Annotated in this window: 19 protein-coding genes and 1 pseudogene; 13 read left to right on the forward strand and 7 right to left on the reverse strand. The window is 64.6% G+C overall.

The window, feature by feature from the left end; genetic code table 11:
- Nucleotides 1-94: 94 nt before the first annotated feature.
- The 4 genes and pseudogenes from CKW22_RS27980 to CKW22_RS21295 form a co-directional block, all read right to left on the reverse strand.
- A pseudogene (locus CKW22_RS27980) lies at nt 95-904 on the reverse strand (autotransporter outer membrane beta-barrel domain-containing protein).
- Nucleotides 885-1394 carry an SGNH/GDSL hydrolase family protein gene (locus tag CKW22_RS27705; RefSeq protein WP_218192463.1) on the reverse strand — a complete coding sequence of 170 codons (510 nt, stop codon included), beginning with the start codon at nt 1392-1394 and terminating at the stop codon, nt 885-887. The pseudogene CKW22_RS27980 and the gene CKW22_RS27705 overlap by 20 nt, the downstream one beginning before the upstream one ends.
- A gap of 215 nt (nt 1395-1609) precedes the next feature.
- Nucleotides 1610-2449, reverse strand: coding sequence for a TIGR03915 family putative DNA repair protein (locus tag CKW22_RS21290; RefSeq protein WP_033697553.1), 840 nt, complete (start codon nt 2447-2449; stop codon nt 1610-1612).
- Entirely contained in the window at nt 2440-3660 is a 1221-nt protein-coding gene (locus CKW22_RS21295; protein WP_095065032.1) for a putative DNA modification/repair radical SAM protein, read from the reverse strand. The genes CKW22_RS21290 and CKW22_RS21295 overlap by 10 nt, the downstream gene beginning before the upstream one ends.
- Nucleotides 3661-3806: 146 nt before the next feature.
- On the opposite strand from CKW22_RS21295, the gene mqo reads away from it, so the two are divergent.
- The 3 genes from mqo to CKW22_RS21310 all read left to right on the forward strand — a co-directional run bounded on the left by mqo (nt 3807) and on the right by CKW22_RS21310 (nt 7614).
- The gene (gene mqo, locus CKW22_RS21300) at nt 3807-5396 is read left to right on the forward strand and encodes a malate dehydrogenase (quinone) (protein WP_095065034.1); all 1590 of its coding nucleotides are present in this window, start codon (nt 3807-3809) and stop codon (nt 5394-5396) included.
- A 374-nt stretch (nt 5397-5770) separates the two neighbouring features.
- The gene (locus CKW22_RS21305) at nt 5771-6817 is read left to right on the forward strand and encodes a class I SAM-dependent methyltransferase (RefSeq protein WP_033697556.1); all 1047 of its coding nucleotides are present in this window, start codon (nt 5771-5773) and stop codon (nt 6815-6817) included.
- A 101-nt stretch (nt 6818-6918) separates the two neighbouring features.
- On the forward strand, nt 6919-7614 hold the full coding sequence (locus tag CKW22_RS21310; RefSeq protein WP_095065036.1) for a tRNA (adenine(22)-N(1))-methyltransferase TrmK: 696 nt from the start codon (nt 6919-6921) through the stop codon (nt 7612-7614).
- A 1-nt stretch (nt 7615) separates the two neighbouring features.
- Here the strand turns inward: CKW22_RS21310 and CKW22_RS21315 are convergent, their stop codons facing one another.
- Nucleotides 7616-7882: a DUF2790 domain-containing protein gene (locus CKW22_RS21315; protein WP_047583349.1), complete on the reverse strand. Its 267-nt coding sequence runs from the start codon at nt 7880-7882 to the stop codon at nt 7616-7618.
- Nucleotides 7883-8007: 125 nt separating this feature from the next.
- Between CKW22_RS21315 and CKW22_RS21320 the strand changes: the two genes are divergently transcribed.
- Nucleotides 8008-8940: a LysR family transcriptional regulator gene (locus CKW22_RS21320; protein WP_033697559.1), complete on the forward strand. Its 933-nt coding sequence runs from the start codon at nt 8008-8010 to the stop codon at nt 8938-8940.
- 45 nt (nt 8941-8985) lie between these two features.
- Here the strand turns inward: CKW22_RS21320 and CKW22_RS21325 are convergent, their stop codons facing one another.
- Together CKW22_RS21325 and CKW22_RS21330 are read right to left on the reverse strand one after the other, a co-directional pair.
- A complete protein-coding gene (locus CKW22_RS21325) occupies nt 8986-10137 on the reverse strand; it encodes an acyl-CoA dehydrogenase family protein (RefSeq protein WP_033697560.1) in 1152 nt (383 codons plus the stop codon).
- 16 nt (nt 10138-10153) lie between these two features.
- Entirely contained in the window at nt 10154-11224 is a 1071-nt protein-coding gene (locus CKW22_RS21330) for an enoyl-CoA hydratase/isomerase family protein (RefSeq protein WP_033697561.1), read from the reverse strand.
- A gap of 275 nt (nt 11225-11499) precedes the next feature.
- Here CKW22_RS21330 and mdcA point away from each other — a divergent pair, with 275 nt between their 5' ends.
- From mdcA to madM, 9 genes are all read left to right on the forward strand, one after another.
- Nucleotides 11500-13161, forward strand: a complete 1662-nt coding sequence (mdcA, locus tag CKW22_RS21335) for a malonate decarboxylase subunit alpha (protein WP_033697562.1) — start codon at nt 11500-11502, stop codon at nt 13159-13161.
- On the forward strand, nt 13161-14003 hold the full coding sequence (locus CKW22_RS21340; RefSeq protein ID WP_095065038.1) for a triphosphoribosyl-dephospho-CoA synthase: 843 nt from the start codon (nt 13161-13163) through the stop codon (nt 14001-14003). The genes mdcA and CKW22_RS21340 overlap by 1 nt, the downstream gene beginning before the upstream one ends.
- Before the next feature lies 1 nt (nt 14004).
- On the forward strand, nt 14005-14301 hold the full coding sequence (locus CKW22_RS21345) for a malonate decarboxylase subunit delta (protein WP_033697564.1): 297 nt from the start codon (nt 14005-14007) through the stop codon (nt 14299-14301).
- Nucleotides 14298-15146 (forward strand): biotin-independent malonate decarboxylase subunit beta, encoded by an 849-nt coding sequence (locus CKW22_RS21350; protein WP_033697565.1) that lies wholly within the window; start codon nt 14298-14300, stop codon nt 15144-15146. Before CKW22_RS21345 ends, CKW22_RS21350 begins: the two co-directional genes overlap by 4 nt.
- Entirely contained in the window at nt 15143-15934 is a 792-nt protein-coding gene (gene mdcE, locus CKW22_RS21355) for a biotin-independent malonate decarboxylase subunit gamma (RefSeq protein ID WP_033697566.1), read from the forward strand. Before CKW22_RS21350 ends, mdcE begins: the two co-directional genes overlap by 4 nt.
- A gap of 1 nt (nt 15935) precedes the next feature.
- A complete protein-coding gene (locus CKW22_RS21360) occupies nt 15936-16550 on the forward strand; it encodes a malonate decarboxylase holo-ACP synthase (protein ID WP_095065040.1) in 615 nt (204 codons plus the stop codon).
- A complete protein-coding gene (gene mdcH / locus CKW22_RS21365; protein ID WP_033697569.1) occupies nt 16547-17467 on the forward strand; it encodes a malonate decarboxylase subunit epsilon in 921 nt (306 codons plus the stop codon). Before CKW22_RS21360 ends, mdcH begins: the two co-directional genes overlap by 4 nt.
- Before the next feature lie 163 nt (nt 17468-17630).
- On the forward strand, nt 17631-18053 hold the full coding sequence (gene madL, locus CKW22_RS21370) for a malonate transporter subunit MadL (protein WP_095065042.1): 423 nt from the start codon (nt 17631-17633) through the stop codon (nt 18051-18053).
- 2 nt (nt 18054-18055) lie between these two features.
- Nucleotides 18056-18820: a malonate transporter subunit MadM gene (madM, locus tag CKW22_RS21375; protein ID WP_033697574.1), complete on the forward strand. Its 765-nt coding sequence runs from the start codon at nt 18056-18058 to the stop codon at nt 18818-18820.
- The last annotated feature ends 4 nt before the right edge of the window (nt 18821-18824 follow it).

Genomic DNA, 18824 nt, shown 5'->3' on the forward strand with positions numbered 1-18824 from the left:
ACCCTCGCTCAGGTACCTCATTGGTATGACATAGTTCCACCAACCGCTCTTGTGTGCGTTACACCTGGCTAGATGCAGGCTGTCCACACATCGCTCAAAAGCTGCCACTGAAACTCGCAAACAAGCTGGCGTCCTGGGCCTCGCTCTGCAGGGTGGTCGTTGTAACTCCGATACTGGCGCTCACATCGCCTAACACTACCCGCACCCCCAGCAGCGCAGTCACGTAGTAACGGTCGAACTCCAGCCCCGGCACCCGATACGGGCCAGCTCCAGGTACGGTTTGCAGCCATGCGTTAGCCTGCTTGCTGCCTTCAAACGCCTGATCGTAGGTGATCTGTGCATAAGGCTCAAAACGACTTGCTCGTAGACGGGCCTGCCAACCAATTCGACCCACGGTCGAGTCAACCTTTTGATCGTAATAGCCCATGGCGGTGAAGCTTTTATTGCTCTAGACATAGTCATCTAACTCCACCCGCTGCCAGATGATTGCGGCCAGCGGCCCATGTCGCAAATCGCCCACATTGTCGAACTCATAACCGGTGTTAAGGGCCATCGTGAGGTTGTGCCCTTCTGGAGTACCGTTGTGGGTGTGGGTAGCAGGTCCGATCTGAACCTTACGGGTGACGTCATAATCCAGCCAGCTATAGCTGACCTGGCCATTCACCCACATTCGCTCACCGTACCAGCCACTAAACAGGCCGAGGGTTGAGTCGGACTGCGTGTAGCCCCCTTGATGCGCACCGAAGTTAGCCTCCATGCGACCAACACCGGCGAAGCCTCCCATTACAACGCCGTTGCGGGACCAATCGACGCCAAACAAGCCAGCAGGGGCCGAGCCGTCGTACAGGCGGCCATGATCATAACGCTGAGTGTCGTTACGAAGGCTACCCCACCACGATGCCAATCTGGTCAGTCACTGTCGCACTGACCACGACTGGCACTTGGCTAGGGTCGACAATAGACGCCATGTCATTGATGCCGCCCCAGACCGTGTACAGCGCCCGGGGATCAGCGACACCACCAGTGGTCGAAAAGTACTGAGCCAGCTGGTCTGTCAACGAGGGGATCGGCCCAAGCTCACCGGCCGCCGGCATGCTCCCTCGCGCACCACCCGCAGCGTAATTGTCGCCCGTCTGGCCATTGCCGTTGGCGCTTGCATCCACACCATAGTGGTCAGCCAAATGCTCTGACCAGACCTTGCCCGGATTGGTGGTCAACTTACCTAGCCCAGCTTGAACCCCAGGAGGTAGCAACGGCCGGTAATAGCCACTGTCGGTGTAACTGTCGCCCAGAAAAAGGGTGCGCGAGAAGGGCGCTTCTGTGGCAATTGAAGGCGTTGCGACGAAGAACAGCGCCGTAGCTGCACCAGCAAGTATGCACGTTCTGATCGACATGGAATCTTCCTGATGATGTCCAGACGGGGCCTTGATAGGGGCTCACGAGACAGTCCTTATCGAGCCGAACCATGGCGAATTTTGCGGCGATCATAGGCGTGCCTTACTAAGTGCTGCTACTGACAAAACTAACAGTTCCACGCTGCGTTCAGACGTGCCTGCAAAGACCCCATGTTCGGTCATGCCGTTGAAAATGGGGGCGGTAAGCACGTGCGTTACTCACCTCTACAAATCCGTTTGCCGCGCTGCGAGGCCACTTCCAGCGCCTGCCCATCCCGCTGTTTGCCCTGCCGTGCCAGGCCTTCAAGCTGGGGTATCAGCATGCCTTCCGGCAAATGCCGCCAGAACCGCCCGGGCATATGCAGGCGCAGCGCGTCCGGGTTGAGGCGGGCAGGGTTGAAGGTGTGGCGATAATAGGTGCGCCACAGTTCGGCGCCGGGGTCGTCGGCATGGCGCGCCCACTGCCGCCAGTCATCGGGGCAGTGGCGGCGGTAATCGAAGGCCTGGCCGTCGAAGCGGATGCCATCGGTGGGTGTGGCGATCAACCAGCGTTGTCGGCCCAGGCGGTCGGCGAAGTGCGCACTGGCATCGTGCAGGATGTCGTGGGCGGGCTCGTGATAGGCGACCAGGTCCAGCTGCAGTCGCTCGGCCAACGCCTCGGGCAGGGGGACAAAGCGCACGAAGGCATGCAGGTGGTGCGCCTCACGGCTGACCTGTTTGATCCGCCGGTGCAGCTCACTGCCCAGCCGGTCGCCCGCGAGCATGGCGGTGCGATCGCCATGGGCGACGCGCCAGAGCACTTCGTACAGCAGGTTCCAGCGTTGCGCGCCGCGATAGCAGGCGGCCTGTGCCAACTGGCTCAGTAACGCCGCCGGCACTTTGCCGCGAAACGGGCCGGGGCCTTCAGGCAGCGGTGCCGGCACGGCCAGCAGATCATCGATAGGGCCTTGTGACCAGGTCACCTCGGCCGGGTCGATGCCATGGCCGAGCAGCGTTCGGGCTTGGTCACGCCAGGTGGCGAAGTGGTTATCACAGTCGAGCGCGATCACCCCCACAACCCCATCTGCACAGGCGCTTGTGGCTCGCGCAGGCGTTCGCGCAGCAGGCCGCTGCGCAGCTCGGCCTGGGCCGGGCGGTAGTCGCTGGTGACAATGAACGGCCGGGCCTTGTCCAGTACGCAGCGCAGTTGGATCAGGTCGTCATAGCGGATGCGCCGTTCACGGCGCAGCGCCACCAGGCGCTGCACGCTGCGCAGGCCGATGCCCGGGATACGTGCCAGCAAGGCCGGTTCGGCGCGGTTAACATCCAGCGGGAAAACTTCGCGATTGGCCAGCGCCCAGGCCAGCTTGGGGTCGATGTCCAGTGCCAGGTTGCCGCTATGGCCCAGCAGTTCGCCGGCCTTGTAGCCATAGCCACGCAGCAGGAAGTCGGCCTGGTACAGGCGGTGTTCACGCAACAGCGGCGGCGCCGCCAGGGGCACGCTGCCCGGGCTGTCGGGGATCGGGCTGAAGGCCGAGTAGTACACACGCTTGAGGCCGTAACCCTGGTACAGCGACTCGGCATTGCGCAGCAGCGTGCTGTCATCGGTGGCGTCGGCGCCGACGATGACCTGGGTACTTTGCCCGGCGGGCGTGAAGCGCGGCGCCTTCGGCTCATTGGCCACGGCTTGCTGGCCTTGGTGGATGACTGCCATGGCCTGGCGGATGGTGTGCGCGTGTTTCTCCGGTGCCAGGCGTTTGAGGCTGGCATCGGTCGGCAGCTCGATGTTGACGCTCAGGCGGTCGGCCAGGCGCCCGGCTTCCTCGATCAGCAGCGGGTCGGCGTCGGGTATGGTCTTGAGGTGGATGTAGCCGCGGAAGTTGTGCTCGTCGCGCAGCAACCGTGCCACGCGGATCAGTTGCTCCATGGTGTAGTCGGCCGAGCGGATGATGCCCGAGCTGAGGAACAGGCCGCTGATGCAGTTGCGCCGGTAGAAGTCCAGGGTCAGGCGCACCACTTCTTCCGGGGTGAAGCGCGCCCGCGGTACGTTGCTGGAGCGGCGGTTGACGCAGTACTGGCAGTCGTACAGGCAGAAGTTGGTCAGCAGCACCTTGAGTAGCGACACGCAGCGGCCGTCCGGCGTATAGCTGTGGCAGATGCCCATGCCATTGGTGGCGCCCAGGCCGTCGCCGCCGCGCGAGCTGCGCTTGGGCGCACCGCTGCTGGCGCAGGAAGCATCGTACTTGGCGGCGTCGGCGAGAATGCCGAGTTTGGCGATGAGCTGCATAGTGGCTGACTCGAAACACTGAATATTCATACAGTATTTTGAGCGCGGCCTGATTGCAAGCCCCAGTGATCGAGGTGCCCCAGTAAAACCCTCAGCTAAGCTTGTGCTGGACTTTACGGACAGCTACGAGGCGTGCGGGAGAGGACATGAAAATCACGATCGATGCGAAGTGGGCGCTGGCCGGCCTGGCGCTGGCGATGGGCATGCTCAATGCCCAGGCGGCTGAAACCAAGAAGGTCGATGTGCTGCTGGTGGGCGGCGGTATCATGAGTTCGACCCTGGCTGTCTGGCTCAATGAGCTGGAGCCAGGCTGGTCGATGGAGATGGTCGAGCGCCTGGACAAGGTGGCCGAAGAAAGCTCCAACGGCTGGAACAACGCCGGTACCGGCCACTCGGCCCTGGCGGAGCTGAACTACACGCCAGAGAAGGATGGCAAGATCGACATCAGCAAGGCGGTGGAGATCAACGAGTCGTTCCAGGTGACCCGACAGTTTCTTGCCTGGCAGGTCAAGCAGGGCGTGTTGAAGAACCCCCACTCATTCATCAATACCACCCCGCACATGAGCTTTGTCTGGGGTGACGACAATATCCGCTTCCTGAAAAAGCGCTACGAGGCGTTGCAAGCCAGCCCGCTGTTCAAGCCGATGCAGTATTCCGAAGACCACGAACAGATCCGCAAATGGGTGCCTCTGATGATGGAGGGGCGCGACCCCAACCAGAAACTGGCCGTGACCTGGACGCCGATCGGCACCGACGTCAACTTTGGTGAGATCACCCGGCAGTACGTGGGCTACCTGCAGACCCGGCCAAACTTCGACCTCAAGCTGTCGACCGAGGTCCAGGACATTACCCGTAACGAAGATGGCTCCTGGCATGTGGAGTACAAGAACCTGAAGGACGGCAGCCAGGCCGCCACCGATGCGAAGTTCCTGTTCATCGGTGCAGGGGGCGCGGCGCTGCCGCTGTTGCAGAAGTCCGGTATCGATGAAGCCAAGGACTATGCCGGCTTCCCGGTGGGGGGGTCGTTTCTGGTAACCGACAACCCGACCATTGCCCAGCGCCATATGGCCAAGGCCTACGGCATTGCGGCGAGCGGCGCCCCGCCCATGTCGGTGCCGCACCTGGATACCCGTGTGCTCGATGGCAAACGCATGATCCTGTTCGGCCCGTTCGCTACCTTCTCGACCAAGTTCCTCAAGCAGGGTTCGTTGCTTGACCTGTTCGCCAGCGCCAGTGTTCACAACGCCTGGCCGATGGTCAGGGTAGGGGGGCGCGAGTTCGACCTGGTGCAGTACCTGGTCGGTCAGGTCTTGCAGTCCGACGATGACCGTTTCGAAGCGCTGCGCACCTACTTCCCCGAAGCCAGGAAGGAAGACTGGCGCCTGTGGCAAGCCGGCCAGCGTGTACAGATCATCAAGAAAGACGAGGCCCAGGGTGGTGTGCTCAAGCTGGGTACCGAAGTGGTCACGTCCAAGGACGGCAGCATCGCCGGCCTGCTGGGGGCATCGCCTGGCGCCTCGACTGCGCCACCGATCATGCTGGATGTGTTGAACAAGGTGTTCAAGGACAAGGTCGCTTCAGCAGCCTGGCAGGCGAAGATCAAACAGATCGTGCCGTCCTATGGCATCCGGCTGAACGAGCATCCGGACAAGGTGCAGGAGGAGTGGACGTATACCAATGAGGTGCTGCAGCTGAATCCGCCGTCGGGTGGTGAAAGCCCAGGTGTCGCGCCATAACGCTGTCAGAGATGTTATGGCTGCAGGGGCCTCTTAGGTTCTGTACGAAAAGGAGGGTTATCCATCGTTATTTGATAGGTGCCTGTCTTAGGTTTGGAGGTGGGGCGGAGATCGAGCGCCGCCCGCGCGGCGCTCGATCTGATAGGCGCTGAAAATGACAAGCCAGGCACTTTGGCCCCGAATACAATCTCCAGGCATCCACAACCCCGCGTGGGGCCGGTAAGCCGGCCCCCACAAGTACCCGCAAAATTCTACACTTACATACAGCACGTCACGGCGAATGTCGCGGTGCGCGACACCATTCCCCGGACCACCGCCCCTCGGACCCGGACTTCCCCTGTCGACGGTGGCCTTCTTGCAGAGGAGGGCAGGTCATGGACGAGGCACGGCTTCACGAATTCATGGGCAAGCTGGTGGGTGACATGGGCGCTGCGGCGACCCTGGCAAATGTGATCCTGGGTGACGAACTCGGGTTGTACCGGGCGATGGCCGACAGCCAGCCGACCACGCCCGAAGCACTCGCGGCAAAGACCGGCTGCCACCCGCGGCTGGTCCGTGAATGGCTCAATGCCCAAGCGGCGTCGGGCTACATGGTTCACGACAAGGGCAGTTTCGTACTGCCCGAAGAACAGGCGATGGCCTTGGCGCTCGAAGACTCCCCGGCGTACATGGCCGGTGGCGCGGCGGTGGTGGCCGCCTTGTTCCACGACAAGGACAAGCTGGTCGCGGCCATGCGTGGCGACGGTGCGCTGGCCTGGGGCGACCATCACCCGTGCATGTTCAGCGGCACCGAACGGTTCTTCCGGCCGGGCTACCGAACGTTCCTGGTGGCCGAGTGGCTACCGGCGCTGGAGGGGGTGGTGGCCAAGCTGCAGGCGGGCGCCAAGGTGGCCGATGTGGGCTGTGGCCATGGCGCCTCGACGTTGGTCATGGCCCAGGCGTTTCCGGCATCGACCTTCGTCGGTTACGACTATCACGCGCCCTCCATCACCACCGCCAACCACCGGGCTGACGAGGCAGGTTTGGGCGCACGGGTGAGTTTTCAGCAGGCCACGGCGAAAAACTATCCAGGCCACGACCATGACCTGGTGTGTTTCTTCGATTGCCTGCACGACATGGGTGACCCGGTGGGCGCTGCGCGACACGCCTACGATGCCTTGAAGGCGGACGGCACGGTGATGCTGGTGGAACCCTATGCCGAGGACTCGCTGGAGGGCAACCTGACACCGGTCGGGCGCTTGTTCTATGCGGCGTCGACGTTTATCTGCACGCCCAACTCGCTGTCTCAGGAAGTGGGGCTGGGGCTGGGTGCCCAGGCTGGGGAGGCGCGGTTACGCGCGGTGTTCGAGGAGGCGGGTTTCACACGGTTCCGGCGCGCCACACAAACACCGTTCAACCTGATACTGGAGGCGCGCAAATAGCCGCCGCCCTTGCCGTCACCTGCGCCATTCGGCTTTTGCGCATTGTAATGCCGCGCCGTGGTCGTCAGAATCGCGCCCGGTTTTCGAGCAAGGGGCTTACGTTGAACGAACAGACACTCTCCATGCGCCTGGAGCGCGTGGCGGCGCATGTGCCGCAAGGCGCGCGCCTGGCCGATATCGGCTCGGACCATGGTTATCTGCCGGTAGCGTTGATGCTGCGTGGCGCCATCGAAGCAGGCGTGGCCGGTGAAGTGGCGCACACGCCCTTTGCCTCGGCCCAGCGCAACGTGCGCCGCAACGGCCTGGAGGCGCATATCACCATTCGCCTGGCCGATGGGCTGGAGGCGATCGAAATGGCCGACCGGATCTCGGCCGTCAGCCTCTGCGGCATGGGTGGCAATACCATGTGCGAGATTCTAGAGCGCGGCAAGCATCGCTTAAGTGGCAGCGAGCGCCTGATCCTGCAACCCAACGGCGATGAGTGCGAACTGCGCGGGTGGCTGATGCAAAACAGCTATCGGATCGTCAGTGAAGAGTTGTTGCGCGAAAACCGCTTCGACTACGAAATTATCGTCGCCGAACCTTGTGTGGCAGTGGCTTACACCGCCGAAGAGCTGTACTTCGGCCCGCTGCTGATGCGTGAAAAAGCTCCGGCGTTCGTGACCAAATGGCAGCGCATGCTGCGCCAGAAGCAGCAGACGTTGGCCAACTTCGAACGCGCTCGGGATGCGATACCCGAGGAAAAGCGCCGCGATTTCGCCCGGCAGATCAGCTGGATCAGCCAGGTACTGGCCTGACTCACTGCTGCGAGCAGTTGCCCATTTCCCGGTAGTTGACCTCGCGGGTACGGCCCTGGTGGTCGACATACACCATATGCGCAGTGCCGACCTGGCAGTCGGCAGCGTTGCTGGCCGGGGTGATGGAGATGACTTTGGCGACATCCAGCGGCATGCCGTATTCGTAGTTGCCCGTGCTGGCGGCCGGCTGCTGTGTGCCGGCGTCGGCAAAGGCGCCGAACGAGGCGAGGGTAGCGGCAAAGGCAAGGACGGCGATCAAACGTTTCATGGCAGGCTCCTTCTTCAATGTTTTACCAATGATGTATTCATTGGTGATCCACAATAAATGGGCTAAGCCGTGATAGATTCCTGCCTGGAACGTAAGAATAAGACCGATCAAGGAGCCCACCCCCCATGGACATGCTGCATGCCATGCGTACTTTCACCCGTGTGGTCGAATGCGGCAGCTTCGCCGCAGCCGCCAATGCCCTGGACATTTCTGCGGCGCAGGTGTCGCGCATCGTTGCCGAGCTAGAGAACCAGCTACAGACCCGCCTGCTGCACCGCACCACGCGCCGTTTGCGCATGAGCGAGGCGGGCGAACGGTTTCTGGAGCGCGCGCGGCAAATCATGCTGCTGACCGAAGAAGCCGTCGGCGAGGCGCGAGGCGCGCACCTTACCCCCCGTGGGCGTTTGCGCCTGCACTGCCCGCATGGCCTGGGCCTGCTGCTGATGCCGCTGGTGGCGGGCTACAACGCGCTGTGCCCGGAGGTGGTGGTCGAGTTGACCTTGTCTCAGCGCAACCCGGACCCCTTGGCCGAAGGGCATGACGTGGTGATCACCGTGGACGAGGCCTTGCCGGACTCGCAGCTGATCGCCGTGCCGCTGGGCAACATTTTCAGCATCCCCTGCGCGGCACCCAGTTACCTGGAGACCTTTGGCGTGCCCGAGCGGCCGGAAGACCTGCATGGGCATCGCTGCCTGCGCATGGCGTACCCGATGTACGAAGGCGACTGGGTGTTCCCCCAAGGTGTCGATCACTGTGTGATCGCACCGCGCGACAGCTTCCTCACCAACGTGGCCGATGCGATGCTGTTGGCCAGCGAGCTGGGCATGGGCATCGGGCTGCTGCCGTTCTACACCGCCAGCCAGGCGATCGAGCAGGGGCGATTGCGCCGATTGTTGGCGCCGTATCGCCTGCGTGAGAGTGCGCTGTATGCGATCTATCCGTCGCGCCACTACCTGGATGCCAAGGTGCGTACCTGGATCGACTACCTCAAGGAGCAACTGCCCGCGCTGTTCGAAGGGCATGCGCGCATAGTGGATGACGCGCGCTACTGGCGCTGAGCCAGGTTGCGCGACCGCCCCAACAGCGGCCGCGCTAGCCGGCTGTTACAGTGAATAATGCTTGAGCTCCCGCGCAATCAGCATCCGCTGGATCTCGCTCGAACCCTCGTAGATCTGCGTGATACGCGCATCCCGATAATGGCGCTCTACCGGGTAGTCCTCCAGGTAACCATAACCGCCATGCACCTGGATGGCCATGGAGCACACCCGCTCGGCCATTTCCGAGGCGAACAGCTTGGCCTGCGAAGCCTCCGACAGGCACGGCTTGCCGGCACTGCGCAAGCGGGCCGCATGCAAGATCAGCAGGCGCGCGGCATTGACCTGCACCTGCATGTCGGCCAGCAGGTTGGCGATGCTCTGGTGCTCATTGATCGGCTTGCCAAACTGCACCCGGTCACGCGAGTAGGCCAGCGCCGCTTCGAACGCGGCGCGGGCGATGCCCAACGCTTGCGCGGCAATGCCGATACGCCCGCCTTCGAGGTTGGACAGGGCGATGGCCAGCCCCTTGCCACGCTCGCCGAGGATATTGGCGGCAGGGATGCGGCAGTTGTCCAGGGTCACCGCGCAGGTGTCGGAGGCGCGGATGCCCATCTTGTGCTCGCTGCGCTCGACCTTGAAACCAGGGTTGTCCGTGGGCACCAGAAAGGCCGAGAGGCCCTTCTTGCCCAGCGCCGGGTCGGTCACGGCGAAGACAATCGCCAAGCCCGCGCGACGGGCATTGCTGACAAACTGCTTGGCGCCGTTGATCACCCATTCGCCATTCACCAGCTCGGCACGCGTGCGCAGGTTGTGGGCCTCGGACCCAGCCTGGGGCTCGGTCAGGCAGAAGCAGCCAATCACCTCGCCAGTGGCCAGGCGCGGTAACCAGGCCTGCTGTTGCTCGGCAGTGCCATAGGCCAGCAGCGGGCCGCAGCCGACCGAGTTGTGAATGCTCATCATCGCCCCGGTGGCGCCACAACCGGCGGCGATCTCTTCCACGGCCAGGGCGTAGGCGACGTAGTCGGTGTAGCTGCCGCCAAAGGTGTCCGGGACGACCATGCCGAGCAGCCCCAGCTCGCCCATCTTGCGCACCACGCCATCATCGATCCAGCCGGCCTTTTCCCAGGCCTGGGCATGGGGCGCGATTTCGCCACGGGAAAAATCCCGGGCCATGTCGCGGATCATGATCTGTTCTTCGCTCAGTTCCAGGTCTTGCATCTGTGTACTCCCGGGCTCACAGGCCTTCGAAGAATTGGTCGACCCGCCGGCGCTCGAGCCCGGCCAGGGTCGGCGGGTTCCAGCGCGGCTGTTTGTCCTTGTCGATGATCAGGGCGCGCACTCCCTCGACGATGTCGCCGTACTGGAACCACTGGCGGTCCAGGTGCAGTTCCATGGCAAAGCACGCTTCAAGCGCCAGGTGGCGGCCGCGGCGCAGCATCTCCAGGGTAACCGCCATGGCCAGTGGCGAGCGGCTTTCCAGCTGGTCGGCGGTGGCCAGGGCCCACTGGTGGCTGTCGCCGATGCTCACGGCGCGCAGCTGCTCGATGATCGCCGGCAGGTCGGGGAGGGCGAAGAAGTGGTCGATGATCGGGCGCAGCTTCTGCAGTGGTGCGTCGTCCAGTACCTGGGTGCCGAGTTTGGCCAGCAGGCTTTGCAGGTCCTTGAGCGGGTGGTCACCGAAGGCCAGCTTGTCCAGGCCCTGGTCGAGGGCGCTGAGGGCGTCACTGCTCACGTACCAGTCGGCCAGCCCGCAATAGAGGGCATCGGCTGCCTGGATCTGGCTGCCGGTAACACCGAGGTAAATGCCCAGTTCACCCGGGATGCGCGGGAGGAAATAGCTGCCGCCAACGTCCGGGAAATAGCCGATGCCGACCTCTGGCATGCCCAGCCGGCTGCGTTCGGTGACCACACGCAGGTCACACCCCTGAGCCAGGCCCATGCCGCCCCCGAGGGTGAAGCCGTCCATCAGTACCAGCACCGGTTTGCGGTAGTGATGGATGCACAGGTCGAGCGCGTATTCCTCGACGAAAAAGTCTTCGTGCAGGTTGTCGCCGTTTTTGTAGCTGTCGTGCAGCGAGCGGATATCGCCACCGGCGCAGAACCCTTTAGGCCCTTCGCCGCGCAGCACCACGGCGCGCACCTGCGGGTCTTCTGCCCACTGGTCCAAGTGCTGGCGCAGGCTGCGGACCATGTCCAGGGTGAGGGCATTGAGGCCGGCGGGGCGGTTCAGGGTCAGATGGCCAATCTGGTTACGAACCTCGGCCAAGACATGATCCGTTGCCGAAGTGTGAGCATGCGCGGTCATCGCGTTCTCCCTGCTTTGTTATTGATTTTCCAAGTGAAGTCTGGAGTTCGCTGGAGGATAGCTGGATCCTGTCATGCGAATTTGCCGTGCACAATCGGTAAATCTGCAGGGGTGTCCTGCATTTTTGTCACTCTAGCAGTCTGTTAAGGGCCTGGTGGGCGTGGATGAGCCCCCAATTATTAACTTTAGCGTAACGATCGCGCACCCAGCTTGATTGATGCCCATGCCCGCACCGCCCTAAGGTGACCCCACGACAGCGAACCCGTGGAGTCACCATGACAACAACGAAGAATCCACCGCCGCAATGGTCGCGGAGGCGCGCCGAGAAGCAGCGCCGCCTCGACCGGGCCCGCCACCTCGCCGACGGCGTGGTGCTGCCCACCGACCGTATCGTCGAGGCCCTGGAGCTGTTGCTCGCCCCCGGAGACCGGGTGGTACTGGAAGGCAACAACCAGAAGCAGGCCGATTTCCTCTCGCGCTCACTGGCCAAGGTGGACCCAGCGCGCCTGCACGACCTGCACATGATCATGCCCAGCGTCAGCCGTGCCGAGCACCTGGACCTGTTCGAGCGTGGCATCGCCCGCAAGCTCGACTTCTCGTTCGCCGGGCCACAAAGCCTGCGCATCGGGCAGTTGCTGGAAGACGGCCTGCTCGAAGTCGGCGCCATCCACACCTACATCGAGCTTTACTCGCGGCTGCTGGTCGACCTTATCCCCAACGTGACACTGGTCGCAGGCTTCATGGCCGACCGTGATGGCAACCTCTATACCGGCCCCAGCACCGAAGACACCCCGGCTCTGGTGGAGCCTTGCGCGTTCAGCGATGGCATCGTCATCGCCCAGGTCAACCAGCTGGTGGATCGGGTCGACGACCTGCCGCGCGTCGATATCCCTGCGTCCTGGGTCGACTTCGTGGTGGTCGCCGACCAGCCGTTCTACATCGAGCCGCTGTTTACCCGCGACCCGCGCCACATCAAGCCGGTGCATGTGCTGATGGCGATGATGGCGATCCGTGGCATCTATGAAAAACACCAGGTGCAGTCGCTGAACCACGGGATCGGCTTCAACACCGCGGCCATCGAACTGATCTTGCCGACCTACGGCCAATCCCTGGGCCTGAAAGGCAAGATCTGCCGCAACTGGACGCTCAACCCTCACCCCACCCTGATACCCGCCATCGAGACCGGCTGGGTCGAAAGCGTGCATTGCTTCGGCACCGAGCTGGGCATGGAGGACTACATCGCCCAGCGCCCGGATGTGTTCTTCACCGGCCGCGATGGCTCGCTGCGCTCCAACCGCATGATGTGCCAGCTGGCCGGGCAATACGCCGTCGACCTGTTCATCGGAGCCACCTTGCAGGTGGATGGCGATGGCCATTCCTCGACCGTGACCCGCGGCCGCCTGGCCGGCTTTGGCGGTGCGCCGAACATGGGCCATGACCCCCGCGGCCGCCGCCACGCAACCCCGGCCTGGCTCGACATGACCGTGCCCGAGACAATGCTCGAACGCGGCCGCAAGCTGGTGGTGCAGATGGTCGAAACCTATCAGGAGGGCGGCAAGCCCACCTTCGTCGAAACCCTCGATGCAGTCGAAGTGGCGAAAAAAGCCGGCATGCCCCTGGCCCCTGTGATGATCTACGGCGATGACGTCACCCACCTGCTTACCGAAGAAGGCATCGCCTACCTGTACAAGGCGCGCTCCCTCGAAGAGCGCCGGCAGATGATCGCTGCCGTAGCCGGCGTCACCGCCATTGGCCTGCGGCACGACCCCAAAGACACCCAACGCCTGCGCCAGCAAGGCCTGGTGGCATTGCCCGAAGACCTCGGCATCCGCCGCACCGACGCCAGCCGCGAGCTGCTGGCCGCGCGCAGTATTGCCGACCTGGTCGACTGGTCTGGCGGCCTGTACAACCCGCCCGCACGGTTCAGGAGCTGGTGATGAAAGCACTCAACCTGCACACCTTGCCCCTGGCCGACCGCCTGGCCGACCTGGCAGTCGATGCGCTGATCGACGAAGCCGACCTGTCGCCCAAACCGGGCCTGGTAGACGGTCGCAGCAACGGTGCCCACACGGACATGACGCTGGCGTTGATGCATGCCTCGGCGTTGGCCCTGTGGCCCTGCCTGCGGCAGATGGCCGAAGCGGCCGAGGCCATTGGCGAGATCGGCGTGCCCTTGCGCGCAGCCCTGGGCCGGATTGGCCGTGAGGGCGAAGCGGCGATGCTGGCGACCACGGGCGGGGTGAACACCCACCGCGGCGCGATCTGGGCCTTGGGCCTGCTGGTGGCCGCCAGTGCGCTGGATGCTCAGGCCGGCCCCGCTGCATTGGCCACCCGCGCCGGGCGCATTGCACTGATCGACGACCCAGGCGCAACCCCTGAAGACAGCCATGGTGTGCAGATACAGCGCCGCTATGGCAGCGGCGGTGCCCGTGAGCAGGCGCAGTTGGGGTTCCCTGCTGTGATCACTCACGGCCTGCCGCAACTGCACCGCAGCCGTGCTGCCGGCGCCCGTGAAAACCAAGCACGGCTCGATGCCTTGCTCGCGATCATGGCGGCCCTGGCCGACACCTGTGTGCTTTGGCGTGCCGGGCCGCAAGGGCTGGCCACGGTCCAGCAGGGCGCCCGTGCCGTGCTGGAGGCGGGTGGCAGTGCCACCCTGGCCGGGCGCCGGCAGCTGCGCCGGCTGGACCAGCAGTTGCTGCACCTGAATGCCTCACCGGGCGGCGCCGCCGATCTGCTGGCCGCCTGCCTGTTCCTCGACAACGCCGGGAGCCTGTGACATGGAAACCCTGACCTTTCAATTCGCCGCCGCCGAACCTGGCCGTGGCCGCACCGTGGTGGGCTGCGTCAGCTCCGGCGACCTGGAGGTGCTGATCGAGCCCGGCACCGCCGGCAGCCTGCAGATTCAGGTCGTAACCTCGGTCAACGGCAGCGGCGCCCGCTGGGCGCAACTGTTCCAGCGCCTGTTCGAAGGCCGCCAGTGGCCCGCTGTGAACATCGACATCCATGACTTCGGCGCCACCCCTGGCGTGGTGCGCCTGCGGCTGGAGCAAGGCTTCGAGGAGATCGCCCCATGACGGACATCCAACGCTTGCTGCAAAGCCGCAGCTTTGTCGAACTGGGCGCGCGCCAGCGGGCCCGCGCCGTACTCGACCCGGGTAGCTTCCGCGAACTGCTCGGCCCGTTCGACCGGCTCATGTCGCCCTGGCTGCCACGCCAGGGCATCGTGCCCCAGGCCGATGATGGCGTGGTCATCGCCAAGGGCCGCCTGAACGGCCGCCATACCGTGCTCGCCGCTATCGAAGGGGGCTTCCAGGGTGGCAGCATGGGCGAGGTGGGCGGGGCCAAGATCGCCGGTGCCCTGGAGCTGGCCATCGAAGACAACCGCAACGGCACGCCGACCAGCGCCGTGTTGCTGCTGGAAACCGGTGGCGTGCGCTTGCAGGAGGCCAACCTTGGGCTGGCGGCGATTGCCGAGATCCAGGCCGCGATCGTGGCGTTGCGCAGCTACCAGCCGGTCATCGGCCTTATCGCAGGTGCGGTCGGCTGCTTCGGCGGCATGTCCATCGCTGCCGGGCTGTGCAGCCACTTGCTGGTCACCCGCGAGGCGCGCCTGGGCCTCAATGGCCCGCAGGTGATCGAGCAGGAAGCGGGCATCGGCGAATACGACGCCAAGGACCGGCCGTTCATCTGGAGCCTCACCGGTGGCGAGCAGCGCCATGCCAGCGGGCTGGTGGATGGCTACGTCGCCGACGATGTGGATGCCATCCGCCAGCAGCTTCTGCAACTGCTCGACACCCCAGCCACAGACCGGGCCAGCCGCCATGCCTGGTTCCTTGAGCGGCTGTCGCGCCTGGGCGATGACTGCCCGCAACTGGATGCCGCCGCCGTGCGCACCCTCTATCAAGGAGAAACCCAATGAACCGTGCCTCGAACTGGCTGCCGGGCCTGGCCGGCGGCCAAGCGTTGCCGGGCTACCCTGCATCGCTGCAGGTGATCGACGGCGAACTGGACAACCGCCTGGCCCGCTTCATTGCTGTGGTGCCAGATGCGCACAACCCGTTCCCCCGGGCCCGCGCGGGTGAAGTAGGCCTGCTGGAAGGCTGGGGGTTGGCCAAGGCGGTGAGCGAGGCGGTCGAGGCCGACCGCCACGGCGAGAAGCGCGCGATTGTCGCGGTCATCGATGTGCCGAGCCAGGCCTATGGACGCCGCGAAGAAGCGTTGGGCATTCACCAGGCCCTGGCCGGTGCGGTGCAGGCGTATGCCCGGGCGCGCCTGGCCGGGCACCCGGTGATTGGCTTGCTGGTCGGCAAGGCGATGTCGGGTGCTTTTCTGGCGCATGGCTATCAGGCCCAGCGCCTGATCGCGTTGGATGACGCCGGGGTGATGGTGCATGCCATGGGCAAGGCCGCCGCCGCGCGCATTACCCTGCGCAGCGTCGAAGCGCTGGAAGCCCTGGCCGCAGAGGTGCCGCCGATGGCTTACGACCTCGACAGCTACGCCTCGCTGGGTTTGCTGTGGCGACGCCTTGGCGTGGACAACGCCGAGACGCCAAGCGCCGACGACCTGGCCCGGGTGCGTACGTGCCTGGCCGACGCTGTGCGCGATATCGGCAGCTCGACCGACCTGTCATCGCGGCTGACGGGCGAGAATCGGCGGGCGTCGCGCGAGGTGCGCGAGCACCTGCGTCGTCAGTGGCAGGGGGCCTGAGATGAGCACGCCACGCCCACACGACCTGCTCTGGGGCTTGCCCCTGTCTGCGCTGCCTGACGATACCCCGCAGTGGGCGCTGCAGGTGGTGGCAAGCGGCCAACCTGTGGTGGTGCGCCGTGCAGCCTGCGCTGACGGCTGGGTGGCGGTGGGCGTACGCGGGCAAAGCCGGGATCAGCGGCTGGGCACGCAGATGCGCCTGGGTGATATCCAGCGTCTGCGAAGCCCTGAGGCATTGCGCGGGTGCGCGCCGAGCCCTTGGCCTGCACTACAGGCCTTGGCCTCGGCGGCCCCGGTGCTCGACACCTGCGGGCTGGCCTGGGGCCCGACGGGTGGGGTGGGCTATCAGTTGGCCACGGGTATCAACGTGCTGCACCTGGCCAGCGATCTGGACCTGGTGCTGCGTGCACCGCACCCTTTGACGCGCGCAAAGGCCCTGGAACTGCTGGACATCCTCGACTGCGCACCGTGCCGCATTGATGTGCAGCTGGAAACACCGGCAGGCGCCGTCGCCCTGCGCGAGTGGGCAGGTTGTGCCCGGCGCGTACTGCTCAAATCGCCGCTCGGCGCGCGCCTGGTCAGCGACCCCTGGGCTGCCCTGGAGTGCGCGGCATGAGCAGCCTGTTCGCGTTCCCCGGCCAAGGTGCTCAGCAGGTGGGCATGTTGCATCGTCTGCCTGACGGCGCCGGTCAATTACTGGAAGAGGCCAGTGATACCTTGGGCCAGAGCGCCCTGGGCCTGGACAGCCAGGAGGCCCTGCAGGGCACCCGTGCGGTGCAGCTTTGCCTGCTGCTGAGCGGGGTTGCCTGGGCCCGTTGGCTGATGCAGCGCAGCCCTGCGCCGGACTACGTGGCCGGCTTGTCGATTGGCGCCTATCCCGCTGCGGTTGCGGCGGGTGCCCTGGGGTTCGCCGATGCTGTTCGGCTGGTGGCCCTGCGTGGCGAACTGATGCAGTGCGCCTATCCGCACGGTTACGGTATGACCGCACTCAGCGGCCTCGACCTGGCTAGCGTCGAGCGTTTGCTGAGGGCGGTGGGCGGTGAGGTCTACGTCGCCAACCTCAACAGTGAGAACCAGATCGTCATTGCCGGCAGCGAGGCGGCCATGGCCGCGGTGGCACGCCGCGCGCGCAGCCTGGGCCAAGGCGTCGCACGGCGCCTGGCGGTGAGCGTGCCATCCCATTGCCCGCTGCTCGCCGGCCCGGCTGCAGAGCTTGCCAAGGCCTTTGCCACGGTCGAGCTGCGCCGGCCTGCGATCACCTACCTGAGTGGCAGCAGTGCACGGCCAATCTTCGATACACAGCGCTTGCGCGACGACCTGGCCGGCAACATGGCACAGGTGGTGGATTGGCGTGCCACGTTGCGCAACGCCTATGAACGCGGTGTACGCCTGCACCTGGAAATACCGCCGGGCAGTGTGCTCAGCGGCCTGGCCCGGCCGGTGTTTGAACAGGGCAGGGTGGTGAGCGTGGAAGGCACCCGACCGGATACCCTCGACGCGCTGCTGCGCCAGGAGGTGGCCCAGAACCGATGATGGCAGGCTGGAGCGATGCCTGTAGGAGCGGCCTTGTGTCGCGAAAGGCCGCAAAGCGGCCCCGACAATCTGGCAACTCCCACATTGACCGCGTGAGCCGCGCAAGTGTGTGTTTACGAAGAACAACAACAAGCAACTTCGACACTACCTGAGGACAACAACAATGATTATCTATGGTGTGGCTCTGCTGGCGGTATGCACGCTTGCCGGCGTCATCGTCGGCGACTTCCTGGGCGTGCTGCTGGGTGTCAAATCCAACGTGGGCGGGGTCGGCATCGCCATGATCCTGCTGATTTGTGCGCGGCTGTACAGGCAGCGCCATGGCGGCATGAGCAAGGAGTGCGAGTTCGGCGTCGGCTTCTGGGGCGCCATGTACATCCCGGTGGTGGTGGCCATGGCCGCCCAACAGAATGTGGTAACCGCCCTGCATGGCGGGCCGGTGGCGTTGCTGGCGGCGATCGGCGCGGTACTGGTGTGCGGTGCGACCATCGCGCTGATCAGCCGCAGCCACCGCGGCGAACCCTTGCCCGCGCTTGAGCCTGCCCCCGGAACCCAGGTGCAGGTTGCCCCTGCAGGAGGTCGTTGATCATGTGGCCAATCATGGACAATGCCCTGGAACACAACGGTCTGATCACGGCCTTCGCGGTGGTCGGTGCGATCATGTGGTTGTCGGTACTGATGTCGAAATACCTGACCTTCGGCCGGGTGCACGGCTCGGCGATTGCCATCGTCATCGGCCTGGTGCTGGCCTGGGTGGGCGGCACTGTTACCGGCGGGCAAAAAGGCCTGGCGGACATGGCGCTGTTCTCAGGCATCGGCCTGATGGGCGGGGCGATGCTGCGAGACTTCGCCATCGTCGCCACGGCCTTCGAAGTGCAGGCCACCGAAGCCCGCAAGGCCGGGATGATTGGCGCCGTGGCGTTGCTGCTGGGCACGGTACTGCCGTTTATTGTCGGTGCGGCGGTCGCCTATGCGTTCGGTTACCGCGATGCCGTGAGCATGACCACCATCGGTGCGGGCGCCGTCACCTATATCGTCGGGCCAGTGACGGGCGCGGCCCTGGGGGCCAGCTCCGATGTGATGGCGTTGTCGATTGCCACGGGGTTGATCAAGGCGATTCTGGTCATGGTGTTCACGCCGGTATCGGCGCGCCTGCTGGCCCTGGACAACCCGCGTTCGGCCATGGTGTTCGGCGGTTTGGCCGGGACGGTGTCGGGGGTGACGGCAGGGTTGGCGGCAACGGACCGGCGGCTGGTGCCCTACGGCGCGTTGACAGCGACATTCCATACCGGGCTGGGCTGCCTGATGGGGCCTTCGATCTTGTATTTCTGTGTGCGTGGGTTGATGGGTTAAGGCG

Source organism: Pseudomonas sp. Irchel s3f19, from assembly GCF_900187555.1.
GTDB classification, from domain to species: domain Bacteria; phylum Pseudomonadota; class Gammaproteobacteria; order Pseudomonadales; family Pseudomonadaceae; genus Aquipseudomonas; species Aquipseudomonas capeferrum.

What these genes read in the sequence shown, in the direction of transcription:
- CKW22_RS27705 (WP_218192463.1), bottom strand. Translation starts at nt 1,394, where the DNA reads ATGTCGATCAGAACGTGCATACTTGCTGGTGCAGCTACGGCGCTGTTC.
- CKW22_RS21295 (WP_095065032.1), bottom strand. Translation starts at nt 3,660, where the DNA reads ATGCAGCTCATCGCCAAACTCGGCATTCTCGCCGACGCCGCCAAGTAC.
- mqo (WP_095065034.1), top strand. Translation starts at nt 3,807, where the DNA reads ATGAAAATCACGATCGATGCGAAGTGGGCGCTGGCCGGCCTGGCGCTG.
- CKW22_RS21305 (WP_033697556.1), top strand. Translation starts at nt 5,771, where the DNA reads ATGGACGAGGCACGGCTTCACGAATTCATGGGCAAGCTGGTGGGTGAC.
- CKW22_RS21315 (WP_047583349.1), bottom strand. Translation starts at nt 7,882, where the DNA reads ATGAAACGTTTGATCGCCGTCCTTGCCTTTGCCGCTACCCTCGCCTCG.
- CKW22_RS21320 (WP_033697559.1), top strand. Translation starts at nt 8,008, where the DNA reads ATGGACATGCTGCATGCCATGCGTACTTTCACCCGTGTGGTCGAATGC.
- CKW22_RS21325 (WP_033697560.1), bottom strand. Translation starts at nt 10,137, where the DNA reads ATGCAAGACCTGGAACTGAGCGAAGAACAGATCATGATCCGCGACATG.
- CKW22_RS21330 (WP_033697561.1), bottom strand. Translation starts at nt 11,224, where the DNA reads ATGACCGCGCATGCTCACACTTCGGCAACGGATCATGTCTTGGCCGAG.
- mdcA (WP_033697562.1), top strand. Translation starts at nt 11,500, where the DNA reads ATGACAACAACGAAGAATCCACCGCCGCAATGGTCGCGGAGGCGCGCC.
- CKW22_RS21340 (WP_095065038.1), top strand. Translation starts at nt 13,161, where the DNA reads ATGAAAGCACTCAACCTGCACACCTTGCCCCTGGCCGACCGCCTGGCC.
- CKW22_RS21345 (WP_033697564.1), top strand. Translation starts at nt 14,005, where the DNA reads ATGGAAACCCTGACCTTTCAATTCGCCGCCGCCGAACCTGGCCGTGGC.
- CKW22_RS21350 (WP_033697565.1), top strand. Translation starts at nt 14,298, where the DNA reads ATGACGGACATCCAACGCTTGCTGCAAAGCCGCAGCTTTGTCGAACTG.
- mdcE (WP_033697566.1), top strand. Translation starts at nt 15,143, where the DNA reads ATGAACCGTGCCTCGAACTGGCTGCCGGGCCTGGCCGGCGGCCAAGCG.
- CKW22_RS21360 (WP_095065040.1), top strand. Translation starts at nt 15,936, where the DNA reads ATGAGCACGCCACGCCCACACGACCTGCTCTGGGGCTTGCCCCTGTCT.
- mdcH (WP_033697569.1), top strand. Translation starts at nt 16,547, where the DNA reads ATGAGCAGCCTGTTCGCGTTCCCCGGCCAAGGTGCTCAGCAGGTGGGC.
- madL (WP_095065042.1), top strand. Translation starts at nt 17,631, where the DNA reads ATGATTATCTATGGTGTGGCTCTGCTGGCGGTATGCACGCTTGCCGGC.
- madM (WP_033697574.1), top strand. Translation starts at nt 18,056, where the DNA reads ATGTGGCCAATCATGGACAATGCCCTGGAACACAACGGTCTGATCACG.